At 67.7% G+C, this 26321-nt stretch carries 19 protein-coding genes and 2 pseudogenes; 10 read left to right on the top strand and 11 right to left on the bottom strand.

What is annotated here, in order from left to right:
* Positions 1-4: 4 nt before the first annotated feature.
* Complete coding sequence (locus ACSMXO_RS28705; RefSeq protein WP_455414592.1) at positions 5-1255, top strand: MFS transporter; 1251 nt, start codon at positions 5-7, stop codon at positions 1253-1255.
* An 11-nt stretch (positions 1256-1266) separates the two neighbouring features.
* On the opposite strand, the gene ACSMXO_RS28700 is transcribed toward ACSMXO_RS28705, so the two are convergent.
* From ACSMXO_RS28700 to ACSMXO_RS28680, 5 genes and pseudogenes are all read right to left on the bottom strand, one after another.
* Positions 1267-2034, bottom strand: coding sequence for a thioesterase II family protein (locus ACSMXO_RS28700; protein ID WP_455414591.1), 768 nt, complete (start codon positions 2032-2034; stop codon positions 1267-1269).
* 377 nt (positions 2035-2411) lie between these two features.
* Positions 2412-5213 (bottom strand): BTAD domain-containing putative transcriptional regulator, encoded by a 2802-nt coding sequence (locus ACSMXO_RS28695; RefSeq protein ID WP_455414590.1) that lies wholly within the window; start codon positions 5211-5213, stop codon positions 2412-2414.
* A gap of 712 nt (positions 5214-5925) precedes the next feature.
* A pseudogene (locus ACSMXO_RS28690) lies at positions 5926-6532 on the bottom strand (SDR family NAD(P)-dependent oxidoreductase); the annotation flags it as partial.
* A gap of 533 nt (positions 6533-7065) precedes the next feature.
* Positions 7066-7455, bottom strand: coding sequence for a VOC family protein (locus tag ACSMXO_RS28685; protein WP_455414589.1), 390 nt, complete (start codon positions 7453-7455; stop codon positions 7066-7068).
* A gap of 231 nt (positions 7456-7686) precedes the next feature.
* Complete coding sequence (locus tag ACSMXO_RS28680; protein WP_455414588.1) at positions 7687-7863, bottom strand: hypothetical protein; 177 nt, start codon at positions 7861-7863, stop codon at positions 7687-7689.
* Between the two features lie 269 nt (positions 7864-8132).
* Here ACSMXO_RS28680 and ACSMXO_RS28675 point away from each other — a divergent pair, with 269 nt between their 5' ends.
* Positions 8133-8288, top strand: coding sequence for a hypothetical protein (locus ACSMXO_RS28675; RefSeq protein WP_455414587.1), 156 nt, complete (start codon positions 8133-8135; stop codon positions 8286-8288).
* 12 nt (positions 8289-8300) lie between these two features.
* Positions 8301-8990, top strand: coding sequence for a hypothetical protein (locus ACSMXO_RS28670; protein WP_455414586.1), 690 nt, complete (start codon positions 8301-8303; stop codon positions 8988-8990).
* Positions 8991-9168: 178 nt separating this feature from the next.
* On the opposite strand, the gene ACSMXO_RS28665 is transcribed toward ACSMXO_RS28670, so the two are convergent.
* Complete coding sequence (locus ACSMXO_RS28665; protein ID WP_455414585.1) at positions 9169-10176, bottom strand: LacI family DNA-binding transcriptional regulator; 1008 nt, start codon at positions 10174-10176, stop codon at positions 9169-9171.
* Between the two features lie 224 nt (positions 10177-10400).
* Here ACSMXO_RS28665 and ACSMXO_RS28660 point away from each other — a divergent pair, with 224 nt between their 5' ends.
* Positions 10401-11711, top strand: coding sequence for an ABC transporter substrate-binding protein (locus ACSMXO_RS28660; RefSeq protein WP_455414584.1), 1311 nt, complete (start codon positions 10401-10403; stop codon positions 11709-11711).
* A 78-nt stretch (positions 11712-11789) separates the two neighbouring features.
* Here ACSMXO_RS28660 and ACSMXO_RS28655 read toward each other — a convergent pair whose 3' ends face one another.
* Positions 11790-13016: an IS110 family RNA-guided transposase gene (locus ACSMXO_RS28655; RefSeq protein ID WP_455414583.1), complete on the bottom strand. Its 1227-nt coding sequence runs from the start codon at positions 13014-13016 to the stop codon at positions 11790-11792.
* A gap of 262 nt (positions 13017-13278) precedes the next feature.
* On the opposite strand from ACSMXO_RS28655, the gene ACSMXO_RS28650 reads away from it, so the two are divergent.
* From ACSMXO_RS28650 to ACSMXO_RS28640, 3 genes are all read left to right on the top strand, one after another.
* Positions 13279-14241, top strand: coding sequence for a carbohydrate ABC transporter permease (locus tag ACSMXO_RS28650; RefSeq protein ID WP_455414582.1), 963 nt, complete (start codon positions 13279-13281; stop codon positions 14239-14241).
* Between the two features lie 121 nt (positions 14242-14362).
* Positions 14363-15178, top strand: coding sequence for a carbohydrate ABC transporter permease (locus ACSMXO_RS28645; protein ID WP_455414581.1), 816 nt, complete (start codon positions 14363-14365; stop codon positions 15176-15178).
* Positions 15179-15271: 93 nt separating this feature from the next.
* The gene (locus ACSMXO_RS28640) at positions 15272-16909 is read left to right on the top strand and encodes a GH39 family glycosyl hydrolase (RefSeq protein WP_455414580.1); all 1638 of its coding nucleotides are present in this window, start codon (positions 15272-15274) and stop codon (positions 16907-16909) included.
* A 279-nt stretch (positions 16910-17188) separates the two neighbouring features.
* Here the strand turns inward: ACSMXO_RS28640 and ACSMXO_RS28635 are convergent, their stop codons facing one another.
* Complete coding sequence (locus ACSMXO_RS28635; RefSeq protein WP_455414579.1) at positions 17189-18559, bottom strand: cellulose binding domain-containing protein; 1371 nt, start codon at positions 18557-18559, stop codon at positions 17189-17191.
* 511 nt (positions 18560-19070) lie between these two features.
* Between ACSMXO_RS28635 and ACSMXO_RS28630 the strand changes: the two genes are divergently transcribed.
* Positions 19071-20117: a LacI family DNA-binding transcriptional regulator gene (locus ACSMXO_RS28630; protein ID WP_346263653.1), complete on the top strand. Its 1047-nt coding sequence runs from the start codon at positions 19071-19073 to the stop codon at positions 20115-20117.
* A 563-nt stretch (positions 20118-20680) separates the two neighbouring features.
* Here ACSMXO_RS28630 and ACSMXO_RS28625 read toward each other — a convergent pair.
* The 3 genes and pseudogenes from ACSMXO_RS28625 to ACSMXO_RS28615 form a co-directional block, all read right to left on the bottom strand.
* A pseudogene (locus tag ACSMXO_RS28625) lies at positions 20681-21634 on the bottom strand (IS701 family transposase); the annotation flags it as partial.
* 87 nt (positions 21635-21721) lie between these two features.
* On the bottom strand, positions 21722-23275 hold the full coding sequence (locus tag ACSMXO_RS28620) for an ABC transporter permease (RefSeq protein ID WP_455414578.1): 1554 nt from the start codon (positions 23273-23275) through the stop codon (positions 21722-21724).
* Between the two features lie 74 nt (positions 23276-23349).
* On the bottom strand, positions 23350-24189 hold the full coding sequence (locus ACSMXO_RS28615) for an ABC transporter ATP-binding protein (protein WP_455414577.1): 840 nt from the start codon (positions 24187-24189) through the stop codon (positions 23350-23352).
* Between the two features lie 404 nt (positions 24190-24593).
* Here ACSMXO_RS28615 and ACSMXO_RS28610 point away from each other — a divergent pair, with 404 nt between their 5' ends.
* On the top strand, positions 24594-25493 hold the full coding sequence (locus tag ACSMXO_RS28610) for an ABC transporter ATP-binding protein (RefSeq protein WP_346263656.1): 900 nt from the start codon (positions 24594-24596) through the stop codon (positions 25491-25493).
* On the top strand, positions 25490-26287 hold the full coding sequence (locus tag ACSMXO_RS28605; RefSeq protein WP_455414576.1) for an ABC transporter permease subunit: 798 nt from the start codon (positions 25490-25492) through the stop codon (positions 26285-26287). Before ACSMXO_RS28610 ends, ACSMXO_RS28605 begins: the two co-directional genes overlap by 4 nt.
* Positions 26288-26321: the final 34 nt, after the last annotated feature.

Here is a 26321-nt window from a genome sequence, read left to right as displayed (position 1 = left end):
GCGGGTGAGCGCGGCACCGCGGAGTGGGTCGCTCACGCCGCTGCGGTTTCCGGCGTTCCGGATTCTGCTGGCCGGTAGGACCATCAGCATCCTGGGCAACGCGATCGCCCCCATCGCACTCGCGTTCGCGGTACTCGACATGACCGGCTCGCTGACGTCGCTCGGTGTCGTCGTCGGGGTGCGGTCCCTCATGAACCTGCTGTTTCTGCTCTGCGGCGGGGTGCTTGCGGACCGCCTGCCGCGGCACGTGATTCTCGTGCTGTCGAGTGTGCTGAGCGCCGCGACGCAGGGCACGGTGGCGGCGCTGGTCCTCACCGGCACAGCCACGATACCGCTCCTCGTGGCGCTGTCGGCCGCAAACGGCATGGCGGCGGCGTTCGCGCTTCCGGCGTCCGCAGCGCTGACGCCACAGACGATCCCGCCCGCGCAGCAACAGCAGGCCGCGGCCCTGCTGCAGATGGGGATGGGCCTCGCTACGGTCCTGGGGACCTCGCTGGGTGGCGTGCTGGTCGCCTCGATCGGACCCGGTTGGGGTCTCGCCGCGGACGCCGGGTGCTTCTTGTTGTCGGGCGGGATCTTCGCCCGCATCCGGGTGGCCCCGCTGAACACCGGGAGGGCCGGTGCCGGCTTTCTCCGGCAGTTGCGCGACGGATGGACGGAGTTCAGGTCGCGTACCTGGGTGTGGCTCGTGGTCGTCAACTTCACCTTCATCAATGCCGCGTTCGCGGCGACGGTGTACGTCCTGGGCCCGGCGGTCGCCGACACCACCATCGGTCGGCGCGGCTGGGGTCTGGTGCTCGCCGCCGAGACGGTGGGTGCCCTGATCGGCTCGGCGGTGGCACTGCGCCTGCGGGTACGACGGTTCTTGCTGCTCGGCGTCAGTTGCGTTGCCGTGGGCGCTCTGCTGCCACTCGTGCTGTCACTCAAACCGGTACTGAGTCTGCTGGCGGTGGCGGCGTTGATTTCCGGAGTCGGCATCCAACAGTTTGGAGTCGCCTGGGAGACCTCACTCCAGCAGCACGTCCCCGCTGAGCGTCTGGCCCGAGTCTTCTCCTACGACGCCCTTGGTTCCTTCGCCGCCATACCGATCGCGCAGATCTGTGTCGGGCCCATCGTCGGCGTGCTCGGCGTCCGGACGACGCTGCTCGTCGCCGCTGCGGTGGTGTTGGTATGCGCGGTGGTCATGGCCACGAGCATGTCGGTGCGACACCTGCCCAACGCCAGGTTCGAGGTAGCTGGATCGGCCGCCGGTTAGGGCTTCAGCCCTCACCTCGACAGCCGCCGCAACTCGATGGTGAGTGCCACCATGTCCGAGATCATCGTGGTCACCCGCGCCGAGTCGCGGAGGAAGAAGTGTCCGCCCGGCAGGTGATGGACCCGGCAGCCGGCCGTGGTCGCGTCCCGCCAGGCATCGAGTTCGGCGGGCAGTACCTCCTGGTCATCGAGGCCGCCCAGCGCCGTTATGGGGCAATCGGCGACCGCATCGCTGTGATAGTCCTCGGCGATGCGCAGGTCCGTGCGCAGGGTGGGCAGCATGACGGTCAGGTATTCGTCATCGAGGGGCGCACCCGGCGGCAGTCCGCCCATTCGTGCCACCGCCTTGATGAGCGCGTGATCGGGCAGCTCGGAGAAGCGGGGTCGGCGGGCCCGGAGGCGCGGGCCACGAAAGCCGGAGACGACGAGGTGTATGGGGGGACGCAGACAGCGGTCGCGCATCGCGACGGCCGTCTCGAACGACAGGGCGGCACCCAAGCTGTGCCCGAAAAGCACGTAGGGGCGCTGATCCGTATCGGAGATCACGGCGACGATCTGGTCGACGAGTTCCGGCAGCCGATCTATGGGTTGTTCACCGAACCGATTCTCGCGTCCTGGCAGTTGCACCGGACACACCTCGATGAAGGGTGGCATGGTCCGGGTCCAACCCTGGTAGGCCGATGCGCCGCCGCCGGCGTGCGGTAGGCAGTACATCCGAACTGACGCGGCCGGCCGCGGCTCGGGGATCATCAACCAACGTGACGGACGCGCCCGCGTCATTCGGCCATCCTCTCTGGGCCAGCCACAGCACGGACGTTGGCCGTCCCAGGGCTAACCGGCCCTTTGCCGCCTTCCAGACCACCTTAGTCGGGTTGGCCGCCGCGTCAGCGGGCGACGGAAGCCCCGGTGGCCGTTCGATGGCCGCACGATGGGCCCGCATCGGGGCGGGACGCCGGCTCCTTCCCGCGTCGCCGCCGGTACCGCGAGCGGTCCGGCCCGTCCGGAAGCGCTCCGCCGTACGGCGATGGTCCGCCGGCACCGCCGGCTCCGCTCGTGGCTCGCTTGAGTACGTACCCGCCATACGGTTTCCGCGTGGGGTTCTACGCGTTCCGCGGCTGGCGGCGGGAACGCGGAGTCCTGACAGCTGGCGCACGGGGCTATGCAGGCTGTCCGTCGGCAGCGGCGATGACCGCTGCACGCTCGGTTTCCGCCCGCGAGCGGATTCGGGCCACGCCGAGCCTTTCGCTGATCGTGACCGCCTCCTCGGCGTAGCCGAGCGCCTTCTTCGGTGAGCCGAGCGCGCGCCAGGCTTTGGCCAGGCCGATGAGGGATTCCGCCTCGCCCAGCGCGTACCGGGCCCGTCGCGCGCGTTCGACTGCCCGGTTGAACAGATTCGTCGCCTCGGTCAGCCGGCCGAGGTCGAGATAGATCAGGCCGAGCCGCTCCAACGCCCCGGCCTGGTTGTAGTCGTCGTTGGTCCTGTCGTACCAGGCGAGCGCTTTCTCGGTGTACCGGATCGCCTCGTCGTGCTGGCCGAGTTGATGGTGCGCCCGGCCAAGCGCTCTGGTCGCGAACACCTCGCCGACCACGGCACCGATCTGCCGGGCCACGGTGAGCTGTTGCTCCAGATATGAGATCGCCTCGTCCGGGCGGTTCCCGATCAGGTGGCTCATTCCGAGGTTGCCCAGTGCCCGCTGCTCGCCGAAGCGGTCACCGAGCTCCCGGCAGATGGACAACTCCACGCCGACGCACTCGCAGGCCTCCTCGACGCGTCCCAGAACCCGGAGTGCGGCACTGATGCTGCCGTGGGTGTACGCCTCCGAACGCCGGTCACCCAACCGCCTCGCCGCCGCAGTGGCGGGTTCGTTGAGCTCGATAATGTCGTGGACGTAGCTCTCGACCGCGAGGAACCAGTGCAACGCCAGGGTCAGCTCGATGCCGAGCCGGACGTGGTCGTCTGGGCCGAGCCACGACTGCCGGGTTACCGCCAGCAGGTTCGTCCGTTCCGCTTCCAGCCAGCGGTGGGCCTCGTCCGGGCACTTGAACGGCCTTGGTGCGATGTCCAGATCCAGGTCCAGGTCCGGGCCGGGATAGTGAGTGCGGTTCGGATAGACCAGTCGGGTTGCGTCGCGGACCGTGGCGGCGTAGTGACACAGTGCCCGAGTCATCGCAGGGGCGGCTTCGTCGGCTGGGACGGCACCGGCCAGCTCACGGGCGAACAGCCGGACGAGGTCGTGCAGGTGGTAGCGGTCGGGCTCGACCGCCTCGATCAGGTGGGCGTCCAGCAGACGTTCGGCGGCCCGATCCGCCTCGGCCGTCGACGTGCCCAGCAGCGCTGCCATCGTGCTGGTGTCGACTGTTGTCGCCGGTACAAGGCCGATCAGCCGCAGTGCCCGCGCCGCCGCTCGGTCCGCCGGATCCGTGCTGCGGTGCAGAGCCGAGTGGCTCACCCCGAGGCTGCTGCGTACCGCGAGGTCACCGACGGCCAACTCGCTGAGTCGGTACCGCTCGTCGGTCAAGCGATCCACGAGATGCTGGACGGGCCAGTTCGGCCGGGCCTTCAGCCGGGCGGCGGCCACGTGCAGCCCGAGCGGCAGATAGCCGCAGAGTGCGGCGAGCCGGGCGGTGGCCGATGGATCAGCGGCGGCGCGTGATTCGCCGATCAGGCGTTCGAGCATCGCCCGAGAGGAGTCCGGGTCGAGCGGGCCGAGGCATAGGTGGGTGGCGCCTTCGATGGTGGTCAGGCCGGCCCGGCTGGTGACCAGGACGACGGTTCGGGACGTGCCGGGTAGCAGCGGACGCACCTGAGCCGCAGTCGCAGCGTTGTCCAAAAGGATTACCATTTGACGCGCGGCTACCAGGGTGCGGTAGAGGGCGGCCGCCTCTTCGATGCCGTGTGGCGCTTCGGCTGCGGGAACCCCCAACGCCCGCAAGAACCGCCCGAGGGCTACACTCGGGCAGAGCGGCTCGACACCGGACGTAGCGCCGAGCAGGTTTATGTAGAGTTGCCCGTCCGGAAAGCGACTGGACCAGCGGTCTGCGGCGTGCAGGGCGAGTGCCGACTTTCCCGCGCCCGGAGGGCCGTGGATGATTACCACCGAACCGGGGTCGCTCCCGTCATCCGCCCCGACCAACCCGAGTAGAGTGGACAGCTCACCGGCCCGGCCGACGAACGTCGGGACGACCAGCGGCAGTTGCCGCGGCGGCGGCCTCGTGTACGCCCAGGACACCGCCGGAGCCACCCGAGGGGGCGGGGCCAGCGCTGGGTCCGACCGGAGGATTTGGCTGTGCAGCGTCCGCAACGGCAAGCTCGGCTCCACCCCCATCTCTTCGACAAGGTGCGAGCGCAGTCGCTGGTACGCGGCGAGTGCGTCCGTCTGCCGGCCGCCCCGGTACAGCGACACCATTAGCTGCCCCCACAGCCGCTCTCGCAACGGATGATGGACGACCAGGCCCTGTAGCTCACCCACGACATCGGCGTGTTCACCCAGCGCGAGGCGGATGTCGAACAGCTCCTCCAACGCGGTGAGCCGCTGCTCCTCAAGTCGTTGGGCTGCGGCGACGAGTGTGCCGGCCGTTAACGGAACATCCTGGAATGCCGCTCCCCGCCACAGCCCCAGCGCCGCAGCCAGCCGGCGAGATGCCAGCACGAAATCTCCCTGGCGGGACGCTTCCGCGCCGTCGGCGACCATGCGCTCGAACGTGAACATGTCCAGGGATTCCGGGGTTACGTGGATCATGTAACCCCGCAGGCCGGTGTTGATCGGTGCGGCGGCGGGGTCTGCCGGTGCCAGCAGCCGGCGCAGCGACCACACATAGGTTCGGACGTTCGAGTGGGCGCACTTCGGCGGCTCGGCTCCCCAGATGTCGTCCACCAGGTCGTCGACCGACACCCACGTGTTGGCCCTTGCCAGGAGAACGGCGAGCAGGAGACGAAGCTTCGGGCGGGGAATCTGCACCGCCTTATCGTCGGTTGTGGATACCCTCAGTGGGCCTAGTAGCCGAAACCGCATCTCCCGCTCCCCGCTATCGATAGCGAGTGCCAGGCTAACCACATCCGCCCCACCGTGCCCGGTGGCCGTCGCCAGCTGTGTATGTCGTGATTGGTAACGCGGCCAAGTGGCCAGGCCACGGTGTCGTGAAACCTGCCGTGGGACTGAAGCCCCGCTCCAGATCCGCGCCGTGCCGGCGGCAGTCGAACTCGCCGGTCCCCGGTCGGCACCGCCCGAGCAAGCCCGTCGGCGGTGACGGTGGTGGCCGGGCGCCGTAGGGCGGCTGCCGCTGGCCGCGTCGCCGGTCACCGAGGACTTGATGCGGACAGCCTGTCCCGGGCAGCCGACATCCCGCGCAGAGCTGCCAGCCACGCCCGGTCAGCCCGTGTGAACCGGACTCGCTCCCCGCCCAGTTGCCGTTCGAGGACCATGACCTGGTGCCGCAGCACCAGAATCTCGGCATCCTTGTCCCGATCGCTTATGGGCAACAGCCGTCGCAGGGCGAGAGCGTTGGTCACACCGAGGTAGGCCAGCCGCATCAGCACAGCCAGCCATCCTCGCGCAGCACGAAGTGTCGATCACCGCCGCGTCCGGGACTGCGCTCGTCAACGCGCCCGCGACCTCACCCTCGTGATCAAAACGGTCGGTGAGCAGGACGGACGAGGTTTCCGGTACCCGCAACGTCGTCGGCAGGCTGCGCAGAGTTTGCTACCGCCGTTGCGATGGCGCCGCAGGCCACGACGTTCATACGGATCCCGTCGCCGGCGTACTCGGCAGCGACGGTCCTGGCGAGACTGGCGAGGCCGGCCTTGGCCGCCCCGTGGCCGGCCTGCATGGGCGCGGCCATGACCCCGGTGACCGAACCGACACTCACGATGGAGCCGCCTTTTCCCTGGGTCAGGAAGGCGCGGATCGCTGCGCGCGTTGCGCGGGCTACATAGCCGAGGTTCATTTCGTACGCGAGATCCCAGTCGGCGTCGCTCATCTCGTGCAGCCGTACCGCCGGCACGAAGGCCACCTGCCCGCCCAATACAGTCACGAGCGTGTCGAGCCGACCGAACTCGGCAACGGTGGCGGCAACCAAGGCGTCCGGGACTGATCGGGACCGTACATCACCGGTGAGTGGCACAGCGCGGGCGCCCGACCCGGCTAACTCCTCGGCGGCATCACGTGCCCCGATCGGGATCGATGTCAGCGACTGCGACAGCGGCGCCAGCCGAGGCGAACGCACGCGAGATCGCCCGTCCGATCCCTCCGCCTCCGCCACCGACTACCAGCGCGTTCATGCCGTCGAGTGGGTGAGTCAGCCTCTTCATGGCCGCATCTTTCCATAACGATCAATGCCTTAGCCGACGTACGGATCTAGCCGCGATCGGAGTGGTGGGGTCGCAGCGCGGTCATGGTTCCGGATCACGCTCTGCTACACGAGCTGAAGGTATCTGCCCCAGATCCCCAAAGTAGGTCCGGACACTCGGGTACGCCGTCGTCCGGATTGTCCCTGCGGTCCGCCGGCCAGCGCCTTGGCCATCCGCAACCTTGGAACGGACGTGACAGCGCCCCGGGGCGTTGCCACCGGCCGTCCGAGGCTGCCGCAAACCGGGTCGCGATCACCGCACTTGACAAGTACCGACCATCGGATGTCTTGCTGCGCGGCCGTGTCGCATCCACGCGTACCCTTTCAGCGTTCGACCTCAGCTTGCAGCGTCCGGACCTACTTCGCGGGTGTTGTCGGCATACGGATCCGTACGCCGGTACGTATCGGGGCAATGCGAGACCGGTCTCCGGCCTCTCGCCCAGTGGTGGCGAGGCTGGTCTGTGGTCAGGCAGTGGTGGTGACCTTCCACAGGTAGCCGTCTGGATCACTGAAGTAGCCGAAGTACCCGCCCCACTCGGCGGCGGCCGCCGCCTTGACCACGGTGCCGCCGGCAGTCTCCGCAGACTGCATGACCTCATTCACCGCGTTCCTGGAGTCGGTGATGAAATGGAACGAGACGCCGCGGAATCCAGAGCCTTCCGCAGGGACACCGGCGTCCTGCGCCGCTGCCTCCCACTCGTAGAGTGCCAACATCGAGGATCCCTCACCGAGTCTGCACCTAACGAACCCGGGGAAGTCCTGGTCGATCTCGCAACCGAGGCCGTCGACATAGAACCTCTTGGCCCGGTCCACGTCCTTGACGCCGAGCATGACGACGCTGACCTGCAGTGACACGCCTACCTCCTTTGTCAATCACATGCGGCCTCGTCATGCTAGGCCCGGCTGGCGGACCCAGGCTTCTCGAATCCTGATCGGTTGCCTCAGCGTCCCCCAGATCCCGTCCCCGATGACCTCGCCCCGGAACACCCGCTTGCCAATGAACCTTTTTCAACCTCCCCTTGCGGTCCGGCGGACCGCAAGGTCGGACGCGGTGCGTGAGCGCCGCGCGGTCCAGGTTGAAAAGGTTCAATGTAGGTCGGGTTCATCACCTGCTTGCGGATGATCCCGCGCCGCCACGTCGCCCCCCTGCGGCGACGGGATGCCCTTGACGTTCAACTCGTCCTCGATCCTGATCAGCGGAAACCCGGCGGCGACCTTCTTGAAAGTGTCCCGCACGATCCCGGCATGGCTGTACTCGGTCACCGTCCCATCCTTGGCTACCGCCTTATGGATCTCGGTGCTCGGCACCTGCCGCGGCAACGTCTTCGTCCGCTGGTCATAGATCCGCTCGAACCCGTAGGGCGCGGCTCGAGTCCGCGACGAACTGGCTCCCCGTCACGGCCCGGGAGGGCTGGGAGGCGAACCACTCCGGCTACGCGGACTACGTGGGACCAACGGACCTTCTGTACCATCCGAACCCAAGGGAGGAAAATAATATCGACAAGATCGGTGACGGCACCAGCCTAACCGGTATGGTGCTGGCCGTTGTCGAGCAGTTAACCGGCAGAAAACCGGTGGAGGAGTGCGTGCGATTCCTCACCGGCGACTGGAAGGCGTACAGCAAGGCCGGCGACGCGTGGCGGCAGATCGGCAACGCGCTGGAGGCGATCGGCAAGAACGTCGAGTGAGGCAACGCCTCGATGGACCACGCCTGGCAGGGTGGCGCGAGCGAGCAGGCGTACACCGTCTTCGACGGCCTGGCCCAAGCGTTCAGGCAGATGAAGGGGCAGTTCTACAAGCTCGCCCAGGCATACGAGGACTTCTCGAGGTTCGTCTGGACCATCGGTGCGGTGTTGGCCGATACGATCAAAATGATCGCCGATACGGTGATCGAGTACCTCACCCGCAAAAGGGGTGGGCCGATCGCCGAGGCGTACGTTGTTGTCTACCAGTTGAAGATCGTCAGGAACGTCGCGCACCTCGGCTACATCATGCTCACGGCGCGCGGGATGGTCGCCGGCTTTTACGGCAACCTGGCCCTATTCGAGATCAACACCCTGCCACCCGCAGTGAAGGGCTCCGTCAAGGTTCGAATGTCACCACTGGTCGTCGAGTTCAGCGACGCGGCGGTTCAGTCCGGTGTTCGCCGGACAGGTGCCGGTCGAGCAGCTCGTCGACCGCTACCAGGTGGCCTGCCGACCGGTTCGGAACCTGCTGGTCGACTACCTGCGCGAACGGCAATCCGCGATCGACTACGGCGCGCTCACGTCACTGGCCACCACCCTGGTGCTCTGGTTTTGGAAAGACCTCGAACGCCATCACTCGGGCATCGAAGCGTATTGCCGTCTACCCTGACAAGGGTGCCGCCGTGTTGCAATCGCCTGGCATAGACGCCGGCCAGCCCGGAGGCCGGCCGGCGTGCCATACCCGAAGGGCTCCCGGTAGGTGTGCCCGGGCAGCGTACGCCGCACGCCGATCCGGCACGGCCAGCGAGGTGAGCTTGAGCTGCCCGGCAGCGCCGCAGTCCGGTCATCCGGGAGCCGGACAAGCGGGGAAGTCATGCATGGGTCAGGAGGGGGGAGGGCCTGTCGAGTCGCGGACGCTGAGGGTCGTCGCCAGTTGGAGGTGCCGGGAAGCGGGTGGGACGCCGTCCGCCATGGCGAGGACCGTCTCGACCGCCATCCGCCCCATGCCTGCGAGAGGCTGCCGGACGGACGTCAGTCGGGGAGCGGTCCACTGGGCCTGCGGCGTGTCGTCGAACCCGGTGACTGATAACTCGCCCGGTACGGTGATGTGGAGTTCCTTGGCCGCAGCGAGGATTCCGACCGCGATCTCGTCGTTACCCGCGACGATCGCGGTCGGCGGCTCGTCGAGCGTGAGGATCTCACGACCGTGCTGGAATCCCGCCTCGACGGAGAACGCGTAGTGACGGACCAGCGTAGGTTCCGGGGTGATGCCCGCCGAGTTCAGCGCGGCCTGGTACCCGTGGAAGCGTTCGGCCGACGGGGCGGAGCCCAATGGCCCGCCGATCCAGGCGATCCTGCGGTGACCCAGACCGATCACGTGCTCGGTCGCGGAGCGGCCCCCGGCCCAGTTGGTGGAGCCGATGCTGACCACATTGGAGTCCGTCGTGTCGATCGGGTCGATCGTCACCATCGACAGCCCGGCGTCCTCGGCGGCGACGAGCACCGACTCCGGCACGGCGGTGGCGAGCGCGATGACGCCGACGGTGCCGGATTCCTGTAGCTCCGCGACCCACGCACTCGCCGCCGCGCGGTTTGCGCCGGGCCAATCGTCGGGCGGCAGGCGCAGAAGAAGTTCAGCCTGCGCGGCGGTCGCGGCCACCAGGATCCCCTGGAGCACGGTCCCCGCATAGCGGGACGCCACGATGTCGAGCACGGTGACGAGGGTCCGGTCACGCGACAGGCTCCGTCGTGCCGTCGTCGGCTTGTAGCCGATCTCGGCGATGGCACTGAGAACGATGTCGCGCGTGTTCGCGGCCACGTCGCTGCGGCCGTTGAGAACCTTCGAGGCGGTGGCGGGCGAGACGCCGGCCAGCCGGGCGACGTCGGCCAACGTGGCTCGCCGGGAATGGGGTTGCTGACTCATCAAGACTCCGGTCACGCGTTCGAAACTTTTTCGAGCCTACCGCATCAGGCTTTTCCTATCGTTACAGCGCCGTTTCTCGCGCCTCGCCTTCGGTGAGTCCCGTCCTTGACGCCTTCCGTCGCCCCGAGTAACGTCCGTCACATCGAACAAGTTTCGAAAAAGTTTCGAACCGTGTGGCGAGGAGGCGGCTCATGAAGCGCTCCAGGCAGGCAGGGCTCATCTCCGCGGTACTCTCGTCCGTGCTCGCGCTGGCGGCCTGCACGGGCGGCTCGGACGGGAGCGCCGATGGTGGCGGCGACGAACAGGTGACCCTCACGGTCTGGAGCTGGGACGGCACCGTAGCGAAGTCCGTACCGGGCTTCGAGGCGGAGAACCCGAGAATCAAGGTCAGGGTCGTCAACGCCGGCTCGTCCTTCGACGAATACACCTCACTGGACAACGCGATCCAGGCCGGTTCCGGCGTGCCAGATCTCGCGATGTTCGAGTACTTCGCGGTGCCATATTTTGCCCTCCCGGGCAAGCTCCACGATCTCGGAACGTACGGCGCCGCGAATCTCGAGAAGGACTTCGTCGAGGCCGCTTGGAACAACGTGACGGTCAACGGCAAGATCTATGCGCTGCCGTCCGACTACGGCCCGTCGACGATGTTCTACAACGAGGCCACCTTCAAGAAGGCCGGCATCAACGAGCCTCCGGCCACGTGGGACGAGTACTACGAGGCGGCTAGGAAGATCCGCGCCCTCGGCGGCAACTACTACATCGCTCAGGACACCGGGGACCTGTTCTTTCTGCTCTCGCTCATCTGGCAGGCCGGCGGTCGTCCGTTCAGGGTGGACGGCACCAACGTGCACGTCGACTTCACGGACGAGGGTGCGACCAAGGCCGTGGCGTTCTGGCAAAAGATGCTGGACGAGGGCCTGCTGAACACAAAGATCACAGCGTGGTCCGACGACTGGAACCGCACGCTCAACGACGGCACTCTCGCCTCGCAGATCATGGGTGGCTGGCTGACCTCGACGCTACCGGAGCGCGCGCCGAAGGCCGCCGGCAGCTTCAGAGCTGCCCTGATGCCACAGTGGAATCCGGGTGACAAGGTCGGAGCCGAGAACGGCGGAAGTGCCTTCGGTATCCCGGCCGCGGCGAAACATAAAGATGCGGCATTCAAGTTCCTCAAGTACTTCACGCACGGCGGCGGCCTCTCGTCCCGCGTCGACGCGGGTGCCTTCGTGCCGAACAGGTCCGTGCTGGACAGCAGTGACTTCCAGGGAAAGGCCAATGCGTACTTCGGCAACCAGAAGGTCGGCGCCGTGCTGGCTGAAGCCTCAGAGGTCGTCGCGACCGGCTGGCAGTACCCGCCGTTCTTCGAGTGGGCCCGCTCGATCTACGGCGACCTCGTGACGAAGTTCTACACCAAGGGCGAAGGCTCGCTCGCCGAAATCCTCGCAGAATGGGAGCGGCGCATGGTCAAGTACGGCAACGAGCAGGGATTCACGGTGGACTAGTGACTCGCATCAGCCCGGCGTGAGGAAGCGAGCCTCCGACGGTGCCAGGTACCGAAAGACATCCCAGGAGCTTGAATGTCAAGCAACGGCCTCGTTGAGGTGGTGAGACCAGGCGGTCGTCTCGTCGTACGGCGTGCCGGTTTTGAGGCATCCGTGCAGGATGCCGACGAGCCGGTTGGCGAGTTGGCGCAGCGCGGCGTTGTAGGTGGCGCCGCGGGCGCGTTGCCGGTCGTAGTAGGCGCGAGCGCCGGCCGAGACCCGCAGCGACGCGAACGCCTGGGTCATGAGCGCGTCGATGAGCCGGTCGTTGTGCACGAACCGGGCGGTGACTGTCCTCTTCTTCCCCGACGCGCGGGTGATGGGGCTGGTTCCGGCGTGGTTCTTGCGGGCCTTGGCCGAGGTGTAACGATCGTGGTCGTCGCCGAACTCCGCGAGCACCCGGGCGCCGAGGACGGCACCGAGTCCGGGCTGGGACAGGATGATCTCAGCGTCCGGGTGCCGGCCAAAATGGGCCTCGACCTGCCCTTGCAGGGCCTTGACCTGCTCGTTGAGGGTGACCAGCAGCGCGACCAGCGCCCGCACCGACGCGGCGTAGGCGGCGGTGACCGCAGCGGGCTGGCCGAGGTGCTCGGCGCGCAGCACTTCCTGGATCGCCGCGGCCTTCGCCGGGATGTCCCGGCGGCGGGCGCGTTTGAGGGCCGCGCTGATCTGGCTGATGCTCAGTCTCGCGGCGCTGGCCGGGTCGGGGGCCTTGGCGAGGAGTTCCAGGGTGTCGGTGGCGTCGAGGTCGGCGAATGCGGCCAGCGCGGCGGGGAAGTACTCCCGCAGCGCGTGCCGCAGTCGCTGCCCGGCCCGGGTCCGTTCCCAGATCAGCGTCTTGTGCATCCGGGTGACGACCTTGACGGCCTCGGCCTCGGCGGTGTCACCCGCGACCGGGCGCAGTTGGTGGGAGTCGGTGCGCACCATGTCGGCGAGCATGTGCGCGTCGGCCGCGTCGCTCTTGGCCCCGGACACCGCCAGGCGTTCGCGGTAGCGGGCCGCCTGCAACGGGTTGGCCGCGTACACCGTGTACCCGGCAGCGATCAACGCCTGGACCCACGGACCCCGATCGGTTTCGATCCCGATCGTGACCTGCCCGCCGGCGTCGGCGGCGTCCTCGCCGAGCTGCGCACCGATCATCGCGTGCAGCCGGGCGATGCCCGCCACGCCTTCGGGCAGCCGGGCCTTGGCCAGGGTGCGCCCGGCGGCGTCCATCAACTCGACGTCGTGATGGTCCTCGGCCCAGTCATCTCCTACGAACAGCAACGCATCTCCCGTCTCCGACACCCAACACGGTCAGTAGCCAGCAGGAGAACCATCAGCGACCTAATGAAGCAGTGCTCATGCCGCAACCGGGCGGGCACGACATCCCATCAGCGATCAACTCTCCTCACCAACCGGCAGGGGCACGATCTTTCGTCAGGACTCCACGTCCAGGAACATCGAGTGCTCACCTGCCGGCGGCTACCCACCCACCAGGAGTTTGCCGGATGGCTTACTCCCAGAACTCATTAGGAACACGACGCAGATGGGCCCCCCAGCTCGGTTCGACGTCACCGCTCCAGGCGAGGCGACCCCAGTTGCGACGCGGCAGACGCAGCGCCGGGAACGGCCCGGCAAGCGCAGAAAGAGCCGGGCTGGACTCGCGTTCATCGCCCCCTTCGGGCTGTTGTTCACGCTCGTGTACATCGTGCCGATCATGTACGCCGCCTACCTCAGCCTCTATCGGGACCAACTCATCGGGGGCCGGACCTTCACCGGGCTCACCAACTACCAGAAGCTGTTTCAAGATCCGCAGTTTTGGAGCAGCGTGAGCCGGGTTCTCCGGTTCACGCTGGCCCAGGTGCCGATCATGCTGTTCTTCGCCGTGGTGCTGGCGCTGGCACTGGACTCCAGGCGTCTGCACGGCAGGAGGTTCATGCGGGTGTCGATCTTCGTGCCCTATGCGGTGCCGGCGGTCGTGACGACTCTCATGTGGGGGTTCATGCTTGGCGTCAAGTACGGCCTGTTCGGCAGCCTCAACGCCGCCCTCGGCACGGACCTCGACCCGTTCACCCCAGACACCACGCTCATCTCCATCGGGGTGATGGTGACGTGGGCGTTCACCGGTTTCAACATGCTCATCTTCTATGCGGTACTCAAGGCCATCCCGCACGAACTGTACGAGGCGGCCACGCTGGACGGGGCGAGCGAGCTCCAGGTCGTCCGCAGGATCAAGCTGCCGGCACTTCGAGGGTCCCTGGTCATTGCGATCATCTTCTCGATCATCGGTACGTTCCAGATGTTCAACGAGCCACAGATCCTGCCGTCGATGGTGGCCAACAGCGGTGTCAACACGTACTACACGCCGAACCTGTACGCGTACAACCTGGCGTTCACCGGATCTCAGCAGGGCTACGCCTCAGCACTCGCGCTCATCATGGCAGTGATCACGATCGTGGTCGCCTATGCCGTCCAGATCAGAGGACTGAGGAATGTCTTCGACCACTAGCCCACGGACCGGATCCGGGAGACCTGTCATCGCGACGTCCGGCACCTCGGTCAGTCCTTCCGGCGGAGGCCGCCGGCTGTATACCGCGGAACGCCCGAAGAAGAGCGCCACCCTCACCGTGATGACCGGCCTCTTCACCGTGTACTGCCTGCTGCCGCTCGTGTGGCTGGTCATCAACGCCACTAAATCACAGGCCGACTTCGTCTCCACATTCGGCCTTTCGCCCGGCCGGGAATTCGCCCTGTGGGACAATATCGTAGACGTCTTTGGATACCAGGACGGCATCTTCCTGCGGTGGCTCCTGAACACGCTCCTATACGTCTTCGTGGGCGCGACCGTGTCGACCTTCCTGGCTGCCGTCGGTGGGTATGCGCTGGCGAAGTTCGACTTCACCGGCAAGCGCGCGTTCCTCTTCGTCATTCTGGGGTCGATCGCCGTGCCCGGCATCGCTCTGGCCATCCCACAGTTCCTGCTGTTCGCGAAGCTCGGCATCACCAACACGCCGTGGGCCGTTCTCATACCGTGTTTCGTCAACCCGTTCGGACTGTACCTCATGTGGGTGTTTACAGCGGAGGCCGTGCCGACGGACCTACTTGAGGCCGCGAAGGTCGACGGTGCCGGCGAGTTCACGACCTTTCTGCGCATCGCGGCGCCGATGCTCGCGCCGGCGAGCGTGACGGTACTGCTCTTCTCATTCGTGTCGATCTGGAACAACTACTTCCTCCCGTTGATCATGCTAAAGGATCCAAACTGGTATCCCCTGACGATCGGGCTCAACGAATGGAACAAGCTGGGCTCGACGGCCGGGAACGGAGCCCTCATCCAGAATCTGGTGATCACCGCCGCGCTGCTGACGATCGTTCCGCTGATCATCGCGTTCCTCGGACTGCAGCGGTACTGGCAGTCGGGCCTGTCGCTCGGCGCGGTCAAGGGTTAGCCCCTCGGCGGTCCGGCGCGTGCCGGCGTGGATGCCGCCGCCGTGGCGCCGCCGGCCATCTCCCTAAATGACGCTTGCGAAGAAAGTGAGGCCATGACGAGCGACCCTGTGCTCGAGCCCCGACTGTTGATCGACGGTCAGCTGTGCGACGAGAGCGCGCTCCCGCACGTCTGGGCGGAGAGTGTCGGCGCCGGACGAGCGAATGAAGCGTTGCGCGCGGACTGGCAGCACCAGTTCGCCGAGGTCGTCCGCGCGTGCGGATTCCGCTACGTCCGTTTCCACGGCGTCTTTCACGACGACATGTTCGTGTATCGGGGGAGCTATGGCCACGGCTTCGGCCAGGACGTGCCCCTCGCCTCGCCGAAATACACCTTCAGCTACGTGGACAAGGTATTCGACTTCATCCTGGAGTGCGGCGTCCGTCCCTTCGTCGAGTTGGGGTTCATGCCGCGTGAGCTGGCGACGGTGCGGGAGACCGTGTTCTGGTGGGGCGCTCACTGCAGCCCGCCCACGGACATGGCGCGCTGGGTCGAGCTCGTCACGAGGTCGATCGAGCATTGGATCGACCGGTACGGCCTGGCCGAAGTGCGGGAGTGGCGATTCGAGGTGTGGAACGAGCCGAACCTGGTGCCGCACTTTTGGACGGGGACGAAGACGGAGTACTTCGAACTCTACGAGCAGACCGCCCTGGCGATCAGGAAGATCGACCCTGAACTGAAGGTGGGCGGGCCGGCGACGAGCGTATTCGTACCCGACGACCGCTACAAAGGCGAAATTGAGGACCGCTCGGCGATGCACGAGACCGTCACCGCGTCCGACGTGGACGCCCTGGACTGGCGCCCGGTGTGGATCGAGGATTTCATCGCCTGGTGCGCGGAACGAGAGCTGCCGGTCGACTTCATCTCGACGCACCTCTACCCGACCGATTTCGCGTACGGGGCCGACGGGCGAGGGGTCCACATCGCTCGATACATCGACGCGACGTTCGACGACCTGCGGCTCCTTCGCGATCTCGTGGCGAACAGCGCGTATCCGGATTCCGAGATCCACATCACCGAATGGTCGACATCGCCATCGGCCCGCGACTTCATCCACGACACGCTCTTCGCGGCGACGTTCATCACGCGGACGTACCTGAAGTGCGCCACTCTCGCCGACTCGATCTCCTACTGGACCTTCACAGACGTGTTCGAGGAGGGCGGCGCCGGGATGGGGCCGTTTCACGGCGGGTTCGGCCTTGTGAACGAGGCCGGAATTCGCAAACCGACGTTCCACGCGTTCGCGATGCTCGAGCGGCTCGGCGACCGGCTGCTGCTCGCGACGTCCGACGGCGTGGTGACCCGCGACTCCCGGACTTCGGCGGTGTCGGCTCTGTTCTTCAACTATCCCGACGAGATGGCGATGAGGTCTGTCGGCCTGGCGAACTCGTACCCGGCTACTCGTGCGCTGGCGGCTATGGGGCCGAACCGGAGGATCCACCACTCGATCGGTGGGCTCAAGCCGGGGACCACCTTCCTCGTCGAAATCCTGGACTGGGAGCACGGCAACGTCGCCGAGGCGTGGTACCGGCTGGGATCCCCGCTCAACCTGTCCCGCGCGGAGAGCAGGTACCTGAGCGCGCTCGCCGACTTACTTCTCAGGTTTACGCTGACCGTGCCCGACAACGGTGTACTCGAGGTCGATGTTGACCTCTCGCCCTGGGCGGTGATGTCGTTGGGACAGGTTGGCTGAGGCACGCGTCGTCGGTCACTGCCGAGCTTGTGCAGAAGCTCGGGGGCTCCAGCGGGTCGCCGGCCAACGCATTGCACAGGTCGCGTGGGTGGCGGTTGATGACGTGCGGGTCGATGCAGCACCACTGCGGACCGAGCGGCACCCAACCGGACCAACGAGCCCAACTGCCGCTGGCCGAACCGGCCGTCGGCCCGGCGCGGGGGCCGACGGCCGGAGCGTGGAGCGCGGACCGCCGACCCGGGGGATCCTCGTCCAACCGGGTCAACAGGTCGTCGAGGGTCAGGGACTGGTGCAGGTGATTGCTGGCGTTGACGACGAGCCGTTGGCGATGAAGCCGAACGTCGTCGAGCCGCGGGGGTTGAGCGAACCGTTCCATTCGACGTTCCGCACGGTTGCCGAGGATCCGTTGGTGGTGAGTGTGCCGTTCCAGACCTGGCTGATCGTCTGCCCGCTGCTCGGCGTCCAGCGCGTCGTCCAGCCGTTGATCCTGTCCGCGCCAGCGGTGACGGTCACCTCGCCCTGGAAGCCTCCGGACCAGGAGTTGACGGTTCGGTAGGTTGCGGAGCAGGCGCCGGTCGGCGGCTGGGACGTCGGCGGCTGCGATGTGGGCGGCTGGGATGTCGGCGGTGTGCCGCCCTGGTACTGCGCCGCCACCTGGGCCAATTCGGTCCCGGTTCCTCGCATGAACGGCGTGTTGACCCAGGTCCGGAAGGCCGCCTGGGCGGACGATGACGATGTGCCCGACCAGCGCTCTTCCTTGTCCTGATCGAAGTAGACGACATTCTTCAGATCCGGGTACCGGCCTGATTGCAGGCTGGTGGACATGTCGCTGATCCATTGGGCCTTGTTCCCGCCGTCCTCGCTGGAGGCCGTCTCGGAGATCATCACCGGACGTTTCGGAGCGATGGCGCGGGCCTTGTCGTAGGCGCTCGCGAACATGCTGTCGAAGCTGGTCCAGTGGTTGCCGGACGGATCCCAGGACGGACCCAGGCCCCAGTTGTAGCCGTCGATGGCTACCCAGTCGACGTACTGGTCACCCGGGTAGGACCGGGCAGGGTCGTTGAACGAGGCGTCGGGTGTGGAGCCGTTGTTGAAGCACCAGACCCACTGCACATTGGTCGCGCCCGCTGCGACGACGAGGTCGTGAACGTGCCGGTAGGCGCGGACGTACAAGGCCGGGTCGCTGTTGTTGTTGACGATGCCCCACGGGTACCAGTTGCCATTGAACTCGTGTCCCCAGCGCACCATGAGCGGGCCGCCGACCGCCGCGAACTCCGCGCCGCGGGCTCGGATGTAGCTGTCCCACCGCCCGTCGATGATGTCCTGGAGGTGGATCTGGTCGGGGTCGCCGACGCTCAGCGCCGTGTTCCACGGTTCCCAGGTGAAGTGCGGGACGACGCCCTGATTCCACAACGCCCTGGCCGCGGCCGAGTCGAAGGCGTTGCCGGTGGCCCAGCTGTCGAACCACTGGACGCTCGCCGGCGTCACGCTGTAGCGGCTGACCGTACCGGCGGCGATGTCCGTCGGGCTGCTCTCGCGGAAGATCCCCAGGTACTTCGTTGACGTGTCCGCGGCAGCGGCGGGGGCAATGATGACGGTTACGACCGCGCCCAGCAGCAGGCCGGTGGTGGCGCAGAGGGCGGCGGCCATGAGGCGTCTGCCCTTGAAACGGCGAATCATGCTGTCTCCCAGGTCTGGGCGAATCAGACGGAGCCCGGTTCGCGTTAAGCGAGCCGGTTTACCGGCCCCGCGGCGTCGATGGGTGGGCGACGAGGCGGGCTTCGCATGGGCAGTGGTGTGCCGTGACCGTCTCCGGTCCGAGTGGCCGCTCGGAACAACAGGGCGGGCCGCTCCAGCCCGACCGCTGATGAGCATGGTCGTTCGTGCCGGATATCGAACGATCGTGTGGTGTCCAGCTGGCGCTAGCGCCGGCCTCGCTGATGGCTTCCTGATCCGTTCAGTGAAAGTTTTCAGAACATCGGAGAGCGCGTTCAACCTGTATAGACCGCTCTCGTTAGCCTCATTGCATCTTCGTTTATCAATGCATGGCGCGTCAAGAGTCGTTCTAAAGAAAGAAACTCACTGCCTCGGATTGCCGGGCGATGCCCTCTCGTCGGCGCTCACGGCGGAGCCGCCGAGGAAGGTCACATAGGCTGCGGTCGTGACGACCTCGGATCCCTGTACCCCGGAAGCGAGCCGCCAGGGCGGGCTGACCGTGGCCCGGATCGCCCACCTGGCCGGCGTCTCGGCCCCCACCGTGTCGAAGGTGCTCAACGGCAGGGCTGGTGTCGCCGCCGCGACGCGACAACGGATCGAACACGTCATCCAGGAGCATGGCTACCAGCGCCAGGAGCAGAGCGAGCCGGCGACGCCGGTAATCGAGGTGGTCTTCCAGGTGCTGGACAGCCCGTGGGCACTGGAGATCATTCACGGCATTTCACAGGTGGCTCGGCCGCGCGGACTCGCCGTGGCGGTCAGCGAGATGCGCGGGCAACTCGTCCCCGACGAGGCGTGGACCCGTGACGTACTGGCACGCCGGCCCACGGGCGTCGTCGCGGTTTCCGCCAACCTGACCCGACAGCAGAGCAGGCAGCTGGCCAGCCGGGCGATCCCCCTGGTGGTTCTCGATCCGTCGGGCGAGCCGACGCACGAGACCCCCTCGGTCGGCGCCACCAACTGGAACGGCGGCCTGGTCGCCGCCCGGCATCTCCTCGAACTGGGCCACCGGCGTATCGGCATGATCAACGGGCCGGCCGAACTGCTGTGCTGCCGGGCCCGCCTGGACGGGTATCGCGCTGCTTTGGACGCGGCGGGCGTCGCCCCGGACCCGGATCTCATCCGGACCGCACCGCTCTACATGCAGGACGGCCTCGCCGAGGCCACGGCGCTGCTGGCCCTCTCCGACGCACCCTCCGCGATCTTCACCGCGAACGACCTGCAGGCGTTGGGGGTGTACGAGGCAGCACGCCGTGCGGGCCTGCGCGTTCCCGAGGATCTGAGCGTGGTCGGCTTCGACGATCTACCGCTCGGGCAGTGGGTGGGTCCGCAGCTGACCACGGTCCGGCAGCCGCTGCTGAAGATGGGTATGGCCGCCGCGGAACTCGTCCTGTGCCTGGCGGACGGTCGCCGACCGGAACAGGACCGGATCGAGTTGTCCACCTCCCTGGTGATCCGGGGAAGCACCGCCGCACCCGGCTCGAGGCGGTGACTGCGCCGGGGTCGCTGCGCGCGACGCCCCAACTCCGTACTCAGCAGGAGCGGGTGCACGGATGCCCGGCCAGTTAGCCGGGGCATCCGTGCACCGATCAGTTGAGTGGGAACCCAGCTCCCACGATCAGAAGCCGATCGACTGCGCTACGTTTTGCAGTTCTGTGAGGTGCCCCCGGGGTGGCGCGCAGAGCATCCGCGACAGTTGCTGACCTGGGCAAGCGTGTTCCGGTAGAGATCATCTGTCGCTACAACTTGCCGCCGAGGTACCCGTTCGGGCGGAAGTCCGCCTGAGGACGGCGCGGACGGGACGCACGTGCTGCTGGCCCTGGTGCCGGCATCGCGGTGGTCGGCGCGGTGGACCACTGAACCTTTTTCAACCTGAACCGCGCGGCGCGCACGCACCGCGTCCGACGCTGCGGTCCGACGGACCGCAAGGGGAGGTTGAAAAAGGTTCACTGTGGCGGCGAACTGGCCGTTGGCGTCGTGGCCGTCGTCAGCCTGGCCAGTCTGATCGGCGGCGGCTTCGTTCTTCGCCTGCTGGAAGCACTCCTCGACCACCTACCGGGCACCGGCGACTCGGGCGAGGTCAACCAGCCGGGCGCGGCGGGGGCCGTAGCAGACGTAGTAGGCGATCTCCCCGGTGGTGATGCTGCGCCGGGCGAGGAGCCAGTGGCCGCGGCCCGGTTTCCACCAGGCGGGCACCCGGACCGGCACTCGCGCCCACCAGTACTCCCGTGGTCCGTGCGCACCCGCGCCGGCGGACAGGCGGTACCACGCCTGGCCGGGTAGGACGGCGATCAGCTCGTCGGCGCGGGCTCGTCCCATGCTGGTGGTGACCAGGCCGTCGTTGCGGCGGGTCGCGACCACATACGGTACGTCCCGCTCTTCCAGCCACACCCGCAGCGACTTCGACTGGCCGTACGCCTCGTCCATCGTCACCCAGCCGACCGGCACCCCAGCATCGAACGCTCGGTCGAGCATGGTCCGGGCCATCTCCACCTTCGTCGCGAAGGGCACCGAGTCCGGAACACCAGCCGCCCGGCACCGGTCCCGGTCGTCGGTCCACGACGCCGGCAGGTACAACTGCCGGTCAACCAGGGCGTGTCCCTTGGCCGATCGGTAGGCGAGGAACATGCCCACCTGGCAGTTCTCGACCCGTCCGGCGGTGCCGGAGTACTGCCGGGCCACCCCGGCCGAGCGGATGCCCTTCTTCAAGAAGCCGGTGTCATCGACGATCAGCACACCCTGCGGGTCGCCAAGGTGCTCGACCACGTAGTCGCGCACGTCGTCACGAACAGCGTCGACGTCCCAGTCCGCCCACCGCAACAACCGCTGCATCCCGTCCGGCGACACGTCCCCCGCCTGCTCAGCAAGCGTCCAACCGTTCTTGCGGTCCGGGCCCGAGACCAGCCCACACAGGTACTGCCGAGCCCGACGACGCGGCTGCACCCGCCGGAACCGCACCCTGATCCGACCATGCAAACCGGTCCAACTCGGCGGACCACCGCTCAACATCGACGCTCGTCACGCCGAGTTCAACGAACGCGAGCACTACTCGACACGCTCAATGCCGTTGCAGTACTTAGCGTCCTGCAAAAGTGATCAGCCGCGCAGGTCGCGACGGCGGTAGCCGATGACGCCGAGGATGGTGAGCGTGCCGGCGATGATCAGCATGGTGGTGGTTGCCGGCCAGTTCGGTGGCAGGTCGGGGACCGGGGCGAGGTGGGCGAACGGGGAGAGCCGCCGTACCCATGTCGGTGCCTCGGTGCTGTCGGCGATGACGTGGAGGAGAAATCCGCCGGCTGCGGGTAGGGCGCCCAAAGGTGCGACGGCCGGGGGTAGCCAGCCCAGGGCGAGTACGGCCGCGCCGAGGCAGAGCAGGGCGATGGGGATCACGTTCACCGCGCCGGCCAGAGCGGCGCTGAACCGCAGTGGCGCGTTGACGGCGCTCGCCCCGGCCCAGGTCGCAAGGCCGGCGACGGCGGTGAGGATCGCCGCGCCACAGGCGGTGACAGCTGTCTCGGTAACCAGCAGCCGGGTACGGGTGATCGGCTGGGCGTAGAGAAGGGCCAGCCGCCGACCGGCTTCGTCCGCGGCCATGGCAGAGACCCGGGCGGCGGCGAACACTCCGACCGGGATGGCGAGCAGCGCGAACAGCGCGGCGACGTAGCCCTCGACCGAGCCGAGGGCACCGAAGCCGGCTTGGGCGGCGAGTTCGGCGAATCGTGGGTTGTCGGCGAGGAACGAGGTCATGGAGACCGCGAGTAGGCCGATGAGTAGAAAGTAGGCGGCGACCCCGGCCGCCCACCCGGCCAGGGGACGCAGGAGGCGCCGGGTCGCGAACCCGGGCACCGAGCCGAGCAGCCGCAGCCGTGGCGGGCGCCCCGCCGAGGTGGCGAGCCAGCCGGCGCCTACGTCCCGACGGGCAGCCACCGCCGCCGTGGCCGCGAACAGGGTCGCGGCAGCGACCGCCAGCACTGTCAGCGGCAGGAGACGGTTCGCCTCATACGGGCGGGAGAACGCGACCAGCCCGAACGGCGAGAGCCAACGCAGCCATCCCAGGGCGCCTGCGCCGTCGCCGACCATCCGCATGAGTAGCCCGACGCCGAGTAGCCCGACCGCCGTCCCGGTAGCCGTTCCCCGGCTGGGGAAGAGTTGGGCCGTCAGCGCACCGGTGGCGGCGAAGAACACCCCGAGCAGCGCGACTCCCGCCCCGTGCAGCAGAGCACCTCGGGGTGCGGTGCCGACCGCGGTCAGAGCGCCGGCTGTCGCCAACCCCGCGACGACGAGTGCGGCGACCACGACGGCCAGGTGTCGGGCCACGATCGTGGTGACCGGGATCCGGCCGGCCGCCAGCAGGTCCCACCGGCCGGCGTCTTCCTCACCGCGGGTGATCCGGGTGACGGCGAGTAGTCCCCAGATACCGGCGAGCACGGAGAGGACGGTGCCGGTACGCCAGACGGTGAAGCCGCCCGGATCGTGCAGCGCGACCGGCTCGCCGAACAGCGTACGGATGGCCGGGTTCTCGGCCAGAGCGGCGAGCGCCGCGGCATCCAACGTGTCGCCGACGGTGCGGGAGTAGGTGGCGGCGACCATCGCCGACATGCCGGCCATCACCGCCACGACGATCACGGCGCCGAGGCGGACCTGTCGCACAGCAAGCCAGGTGACGGCCCGCGTAACTGCCGCGACGGGCGCCGTTGTCCGGCCGACGGGGGTGTCGACGGCCGTCATCGGGAGGCCTGCGTGTAGTAGTGGAGGAAGATCTCTTCCAGGGTCGGCTCGTGGACCTGCAGCGCCGTCACATCCGCTGCGGCCAGGGCCCGCAACGCCGGTGCCGGCGGTCCGGCGAGGGTGAACCGCAACCGTGACGGTCCCACCACCTCGACGCCCTCGACACCAGGGACCTGGGCCAGGTTCGGGGTCGGGCCGGTGAAGGTCACCGCTACCTGGCTGCGGTGCAACCGGCGCAGGTCCGGGACTCCGGCGACCTCGACCAGGCGACCCGCGCGCAGGATCCCCACCCGGTCGCACACCGCTTCCACCTCGGCCAGCTGGTGGGAACTGAGGAACACCGTCTGGCCCCGCTGGCGGGCCTGCCCGACCGCGTGCTGGAACTCGCGTTCCATCAGCGGGTCGAGGCCGCTGGTCGGCTCGTCCAGGATCAGCAGCGGTGCCCGGGTCGCGAACGCGGCGACCAGGGCCACCTTCTGCCGGTTCCCGGTCGAGTACGCCCGCCCCGGTTTTGACAGGTCCAACTCGAACCGGTCCACCAGTTCGTCGCGGTAGGCGCGGTCTATCCCGGGGCCGGTGCGGGCCAGCAGCTCCAGCGTTTCCGCACCGGTCAGGGCCGGCCACAGCGCCACGTCGGCGGGCACGTACCCGATCGACCGGTGTGCCACCGCGGCATCGCCCGTGTCGGTGCCGAAGATCCAGGCCCGGCCCTCGGTCGGGCGTGCCAGACCGAGCAGCAACCGGATCGTGGTGGACTTTCCCGCACCGTTCGGGCCCAGGAAACCGAACACCTCACCGGCCGGCACGCTCAGCTCCAGCCTGTTCAGGGCGCACACTCGCCCGTAGCGTTTGGTCAGGCCAGTGGTGCGAATGGCAGGAACATCCACGGAAGCCTCCCGGGATCGACAGCCGACAGGACTGCCGACCAGACTTCCCGGCGCACCACAGCAGAGCCTACGTGCCACCCATCGACGTGGGAAGTCCTCGACAAGGCCGTCCACCGCCACCTTGCCGCCTTCGGGAACTCGTTCGTCCAGTACGAGCGGAACGACGTCGGATGCCGACGGTGGGCGTTTGCCGAAGTTCGGCAACGAACAGCCCTCTCAGCTGTCACGACATCGGCCTGGAAAGTCGCGGGGGTGGGGGTGAGGCTTGCTGGCATGGTCGAGTTCCGCCGCACGCCCGCCAGGGCCGACAGGTCACTGTTCCGCACCGTGCCAGCCGGGGGAGGAGGTGCGTCATGACATCGGTGATCGAGACCCAGGGTTTGACGAAGTTTTACGGCGGTCGCCGCGGGTTGGAAGATCTCGATCTGCGGGTCCAGCCGGGTGAGGTGTTCGGCTATCTCGGTCCGAACGGGGCCGGGAAGACGACCACGATCAGGCTGCTGCTGGACTTCATCCGTCCCACCCGGGGCACCGCCACGGTGCTCGGTGCCGTTCCCCGGCACGGCGTCGACAACCGCCGCCGGATCGGTTACCTCCCCGGTGAGCTGTCGTTCGAGGGACGGGAACGGGTGGCCGAGCTGCTGCGATTCTTCGGCGACGCCCGTGGCGGCGTCTCCGCCCGGCGCATCGGCGAGCTGGCGGAGCGGTTGGAACTGGACCTGTCCCGCAGGATCCGTGGCCTGTCGAAGGGCAACAAACAGAAGGTCGGCCTGGTGCAGGCGTTCATGCACGAGCCGGAGCTGCTGGTCCTCGACGAACCGACCACCGGCCTGGACCCGCTGATGCAGCAGGAGTTCCTGGAGATGGTCCGCGAGGCCCGCGCGAACGGGCAGACCGTGTTCATGTCCTCACACGTACTCGCCGAGGTGCAGACCGCGGCCGACCGGGTCGGTATCGTCCGCGCCGGCCGGCTGGTCGCCGTCGAACGAGTCGAATCGCTGGGCAAACGGGCCGTCCGCCAGGTCGAGGTGCACTTCGCCGAGCCGCCTGCGGTGGCCGACTTCACCGGCCTGCCGGGCGTCACGGACGTGAGCGTCGAAGGACCGGTCCTGCGCTGCACCGTCGACGGGCAACTCGACCCGCTGATCAAGGCACTCGGCCGACACACCGTCGTCGACCTGATCAGCGCCGAACCCGACCTGGAGGAGACCTTCCTCAGCTACTACCACCAGTCCGAGGTGACGACGTCGTGATCCCCAGCCTGATCCGCAAATCCCTGCGCGACTACCGGCGCGCGGTCGCCGGCTGGATGATCGGCGTCGGTGTCTTCGTCACCATCTACGTTTCCTCCTGGTCTCAGTTCAAAGGCGATCCGGAGGCCGCCGAGTCCGCTGCCGAACGCATTCCGCAGGGGATGCAGACCGCGCTGGGGTTCCAGGACCTCTCCAGCGGCGCCGGCTACCTGCAGGCCGTCATCTACACCGTGTTCGTACCACTACTGCTGATCATGGCCGCGACCGTGTTCGGGACCCGCGCGATCGCCGGACCGGAGGATGCCGGTGTGCTCGACCTGCTGCTGGCCAACCCGATCAGCCGCCGCCAGTTCGTCCTGCAACGCTTCGCCGCCCTCACCGCCGCCGTGGTCGCTGTCGGCGCGACCGCCTGGCTGCTCGTCCTCGCCCTCGCCGCCGCGTTGGACATGAACGTCGGCGCGAGCAGGATCAGCGCCGCCTCCCTCGGCCTGCTGCTGGTCGGGCTCTGCTTCGGCACCCTCGCCCTGACCGTCAGCGCGTTCGTCGGACGACGTCCCGTCGTACTGGCCACCACCGGCAGCGTCGCCCTGGCCGCGTACCTGCTGCACACCCTCGGCAACCAGTTCGACGCCATCCGTCCGCTGCGCTGGCTGTCACCGTTCCACTACTACCTCGGCGCCGACCCGCTCCACACCGGCTTCCACGCCGGCTACCTCCTCGTCCTGGCCGGCATCATCGCCGTCCTCGTCGGCGTGGCCGCCGCGGCGTTCGAACGACGCGATCTCGCCGTCTGACGTCTCGTCCGGTGCCGCCGGTTACACGGCGGCA

The organism is Plantactinospora sp. DSM 117369 (genome assembly GCF_053764795.1).
The sequence above is the reverse complement of the archived record's forward strand: the minus strand, read 5'-3'. Positions and strand labels throughout refer to the sequence as shown.

Excerpts from the sequence above, each read along its gene's own strand:
- ACSMXO_RS28700 (WP_455414591.1), bottom strand. The coding sequence starts at position 2,034 with ATGACGCGGGCGCGTCCGTCACGTTGGTTGATGATCCCCGAGCCGCGG.
- ACSMXO_RS28675 (WP_455414587.1), top strand. The coding sequence starts at position 8,133 with ATGGTGCTGGCCGTTGTCGAGCAGTTAACCGGCAGAAAACCGGTGGAG.
- ACSMXO_RS28670 (WP_455414586.1), top strand. The coding sequence starts at position 8,301 with ATGGACCACGCCTGGCAGGGTGGCGCGAGCGAGCAGGCGTACACCGTC.
- ACSMXO_RS28660 (WP_455414584.1), top strand. The coding sequence starts at position 10,401 with ATGAAGCGCTCCAGGCAGGCAGGGCTCATCTCCGCGGTACTCTCGTCC.
- ACSMXO_RS28650 (WP_455414582.1), top strand. The coding sequence starts at position 13,279 with ATGGGCCCCCCAGCTCGGTTCGACGTCACCGCTCCAGGCGAGGCGACC.
- ACSMXO_RS28645 (WP_455414581.1), top strand. The coding sequence starts at position 14,363 with ATGACCGGCCTCTTCACCGTGTACTGCCTGCTGCCGCTCGTGTGGCTG.
- ACSMXO_RS28640 (WP_455414580.1), top strand. The coding sequence starts at position 15,272 with ATGACGAGCGACCCTGTGCTCGAGCCCCGACTGTTGATCGACGGTCAG.
- ACSMXO_RS28635 (WP_455414579.1), bottom strand. The coding sequence starts at position 18,559 with ATGGCCGCCGCCCTCTGCGCCACCACCGGCCTGCTGCTGGGCGCGGTC.
- ACSMXO_RS28610 (WP_346263656.1), top strand. The coding sequence starts at position 24,594 with ATGACATCGGTGATCGAGACCCAGGGTTTGACGAAGTTTTACGGCGGT.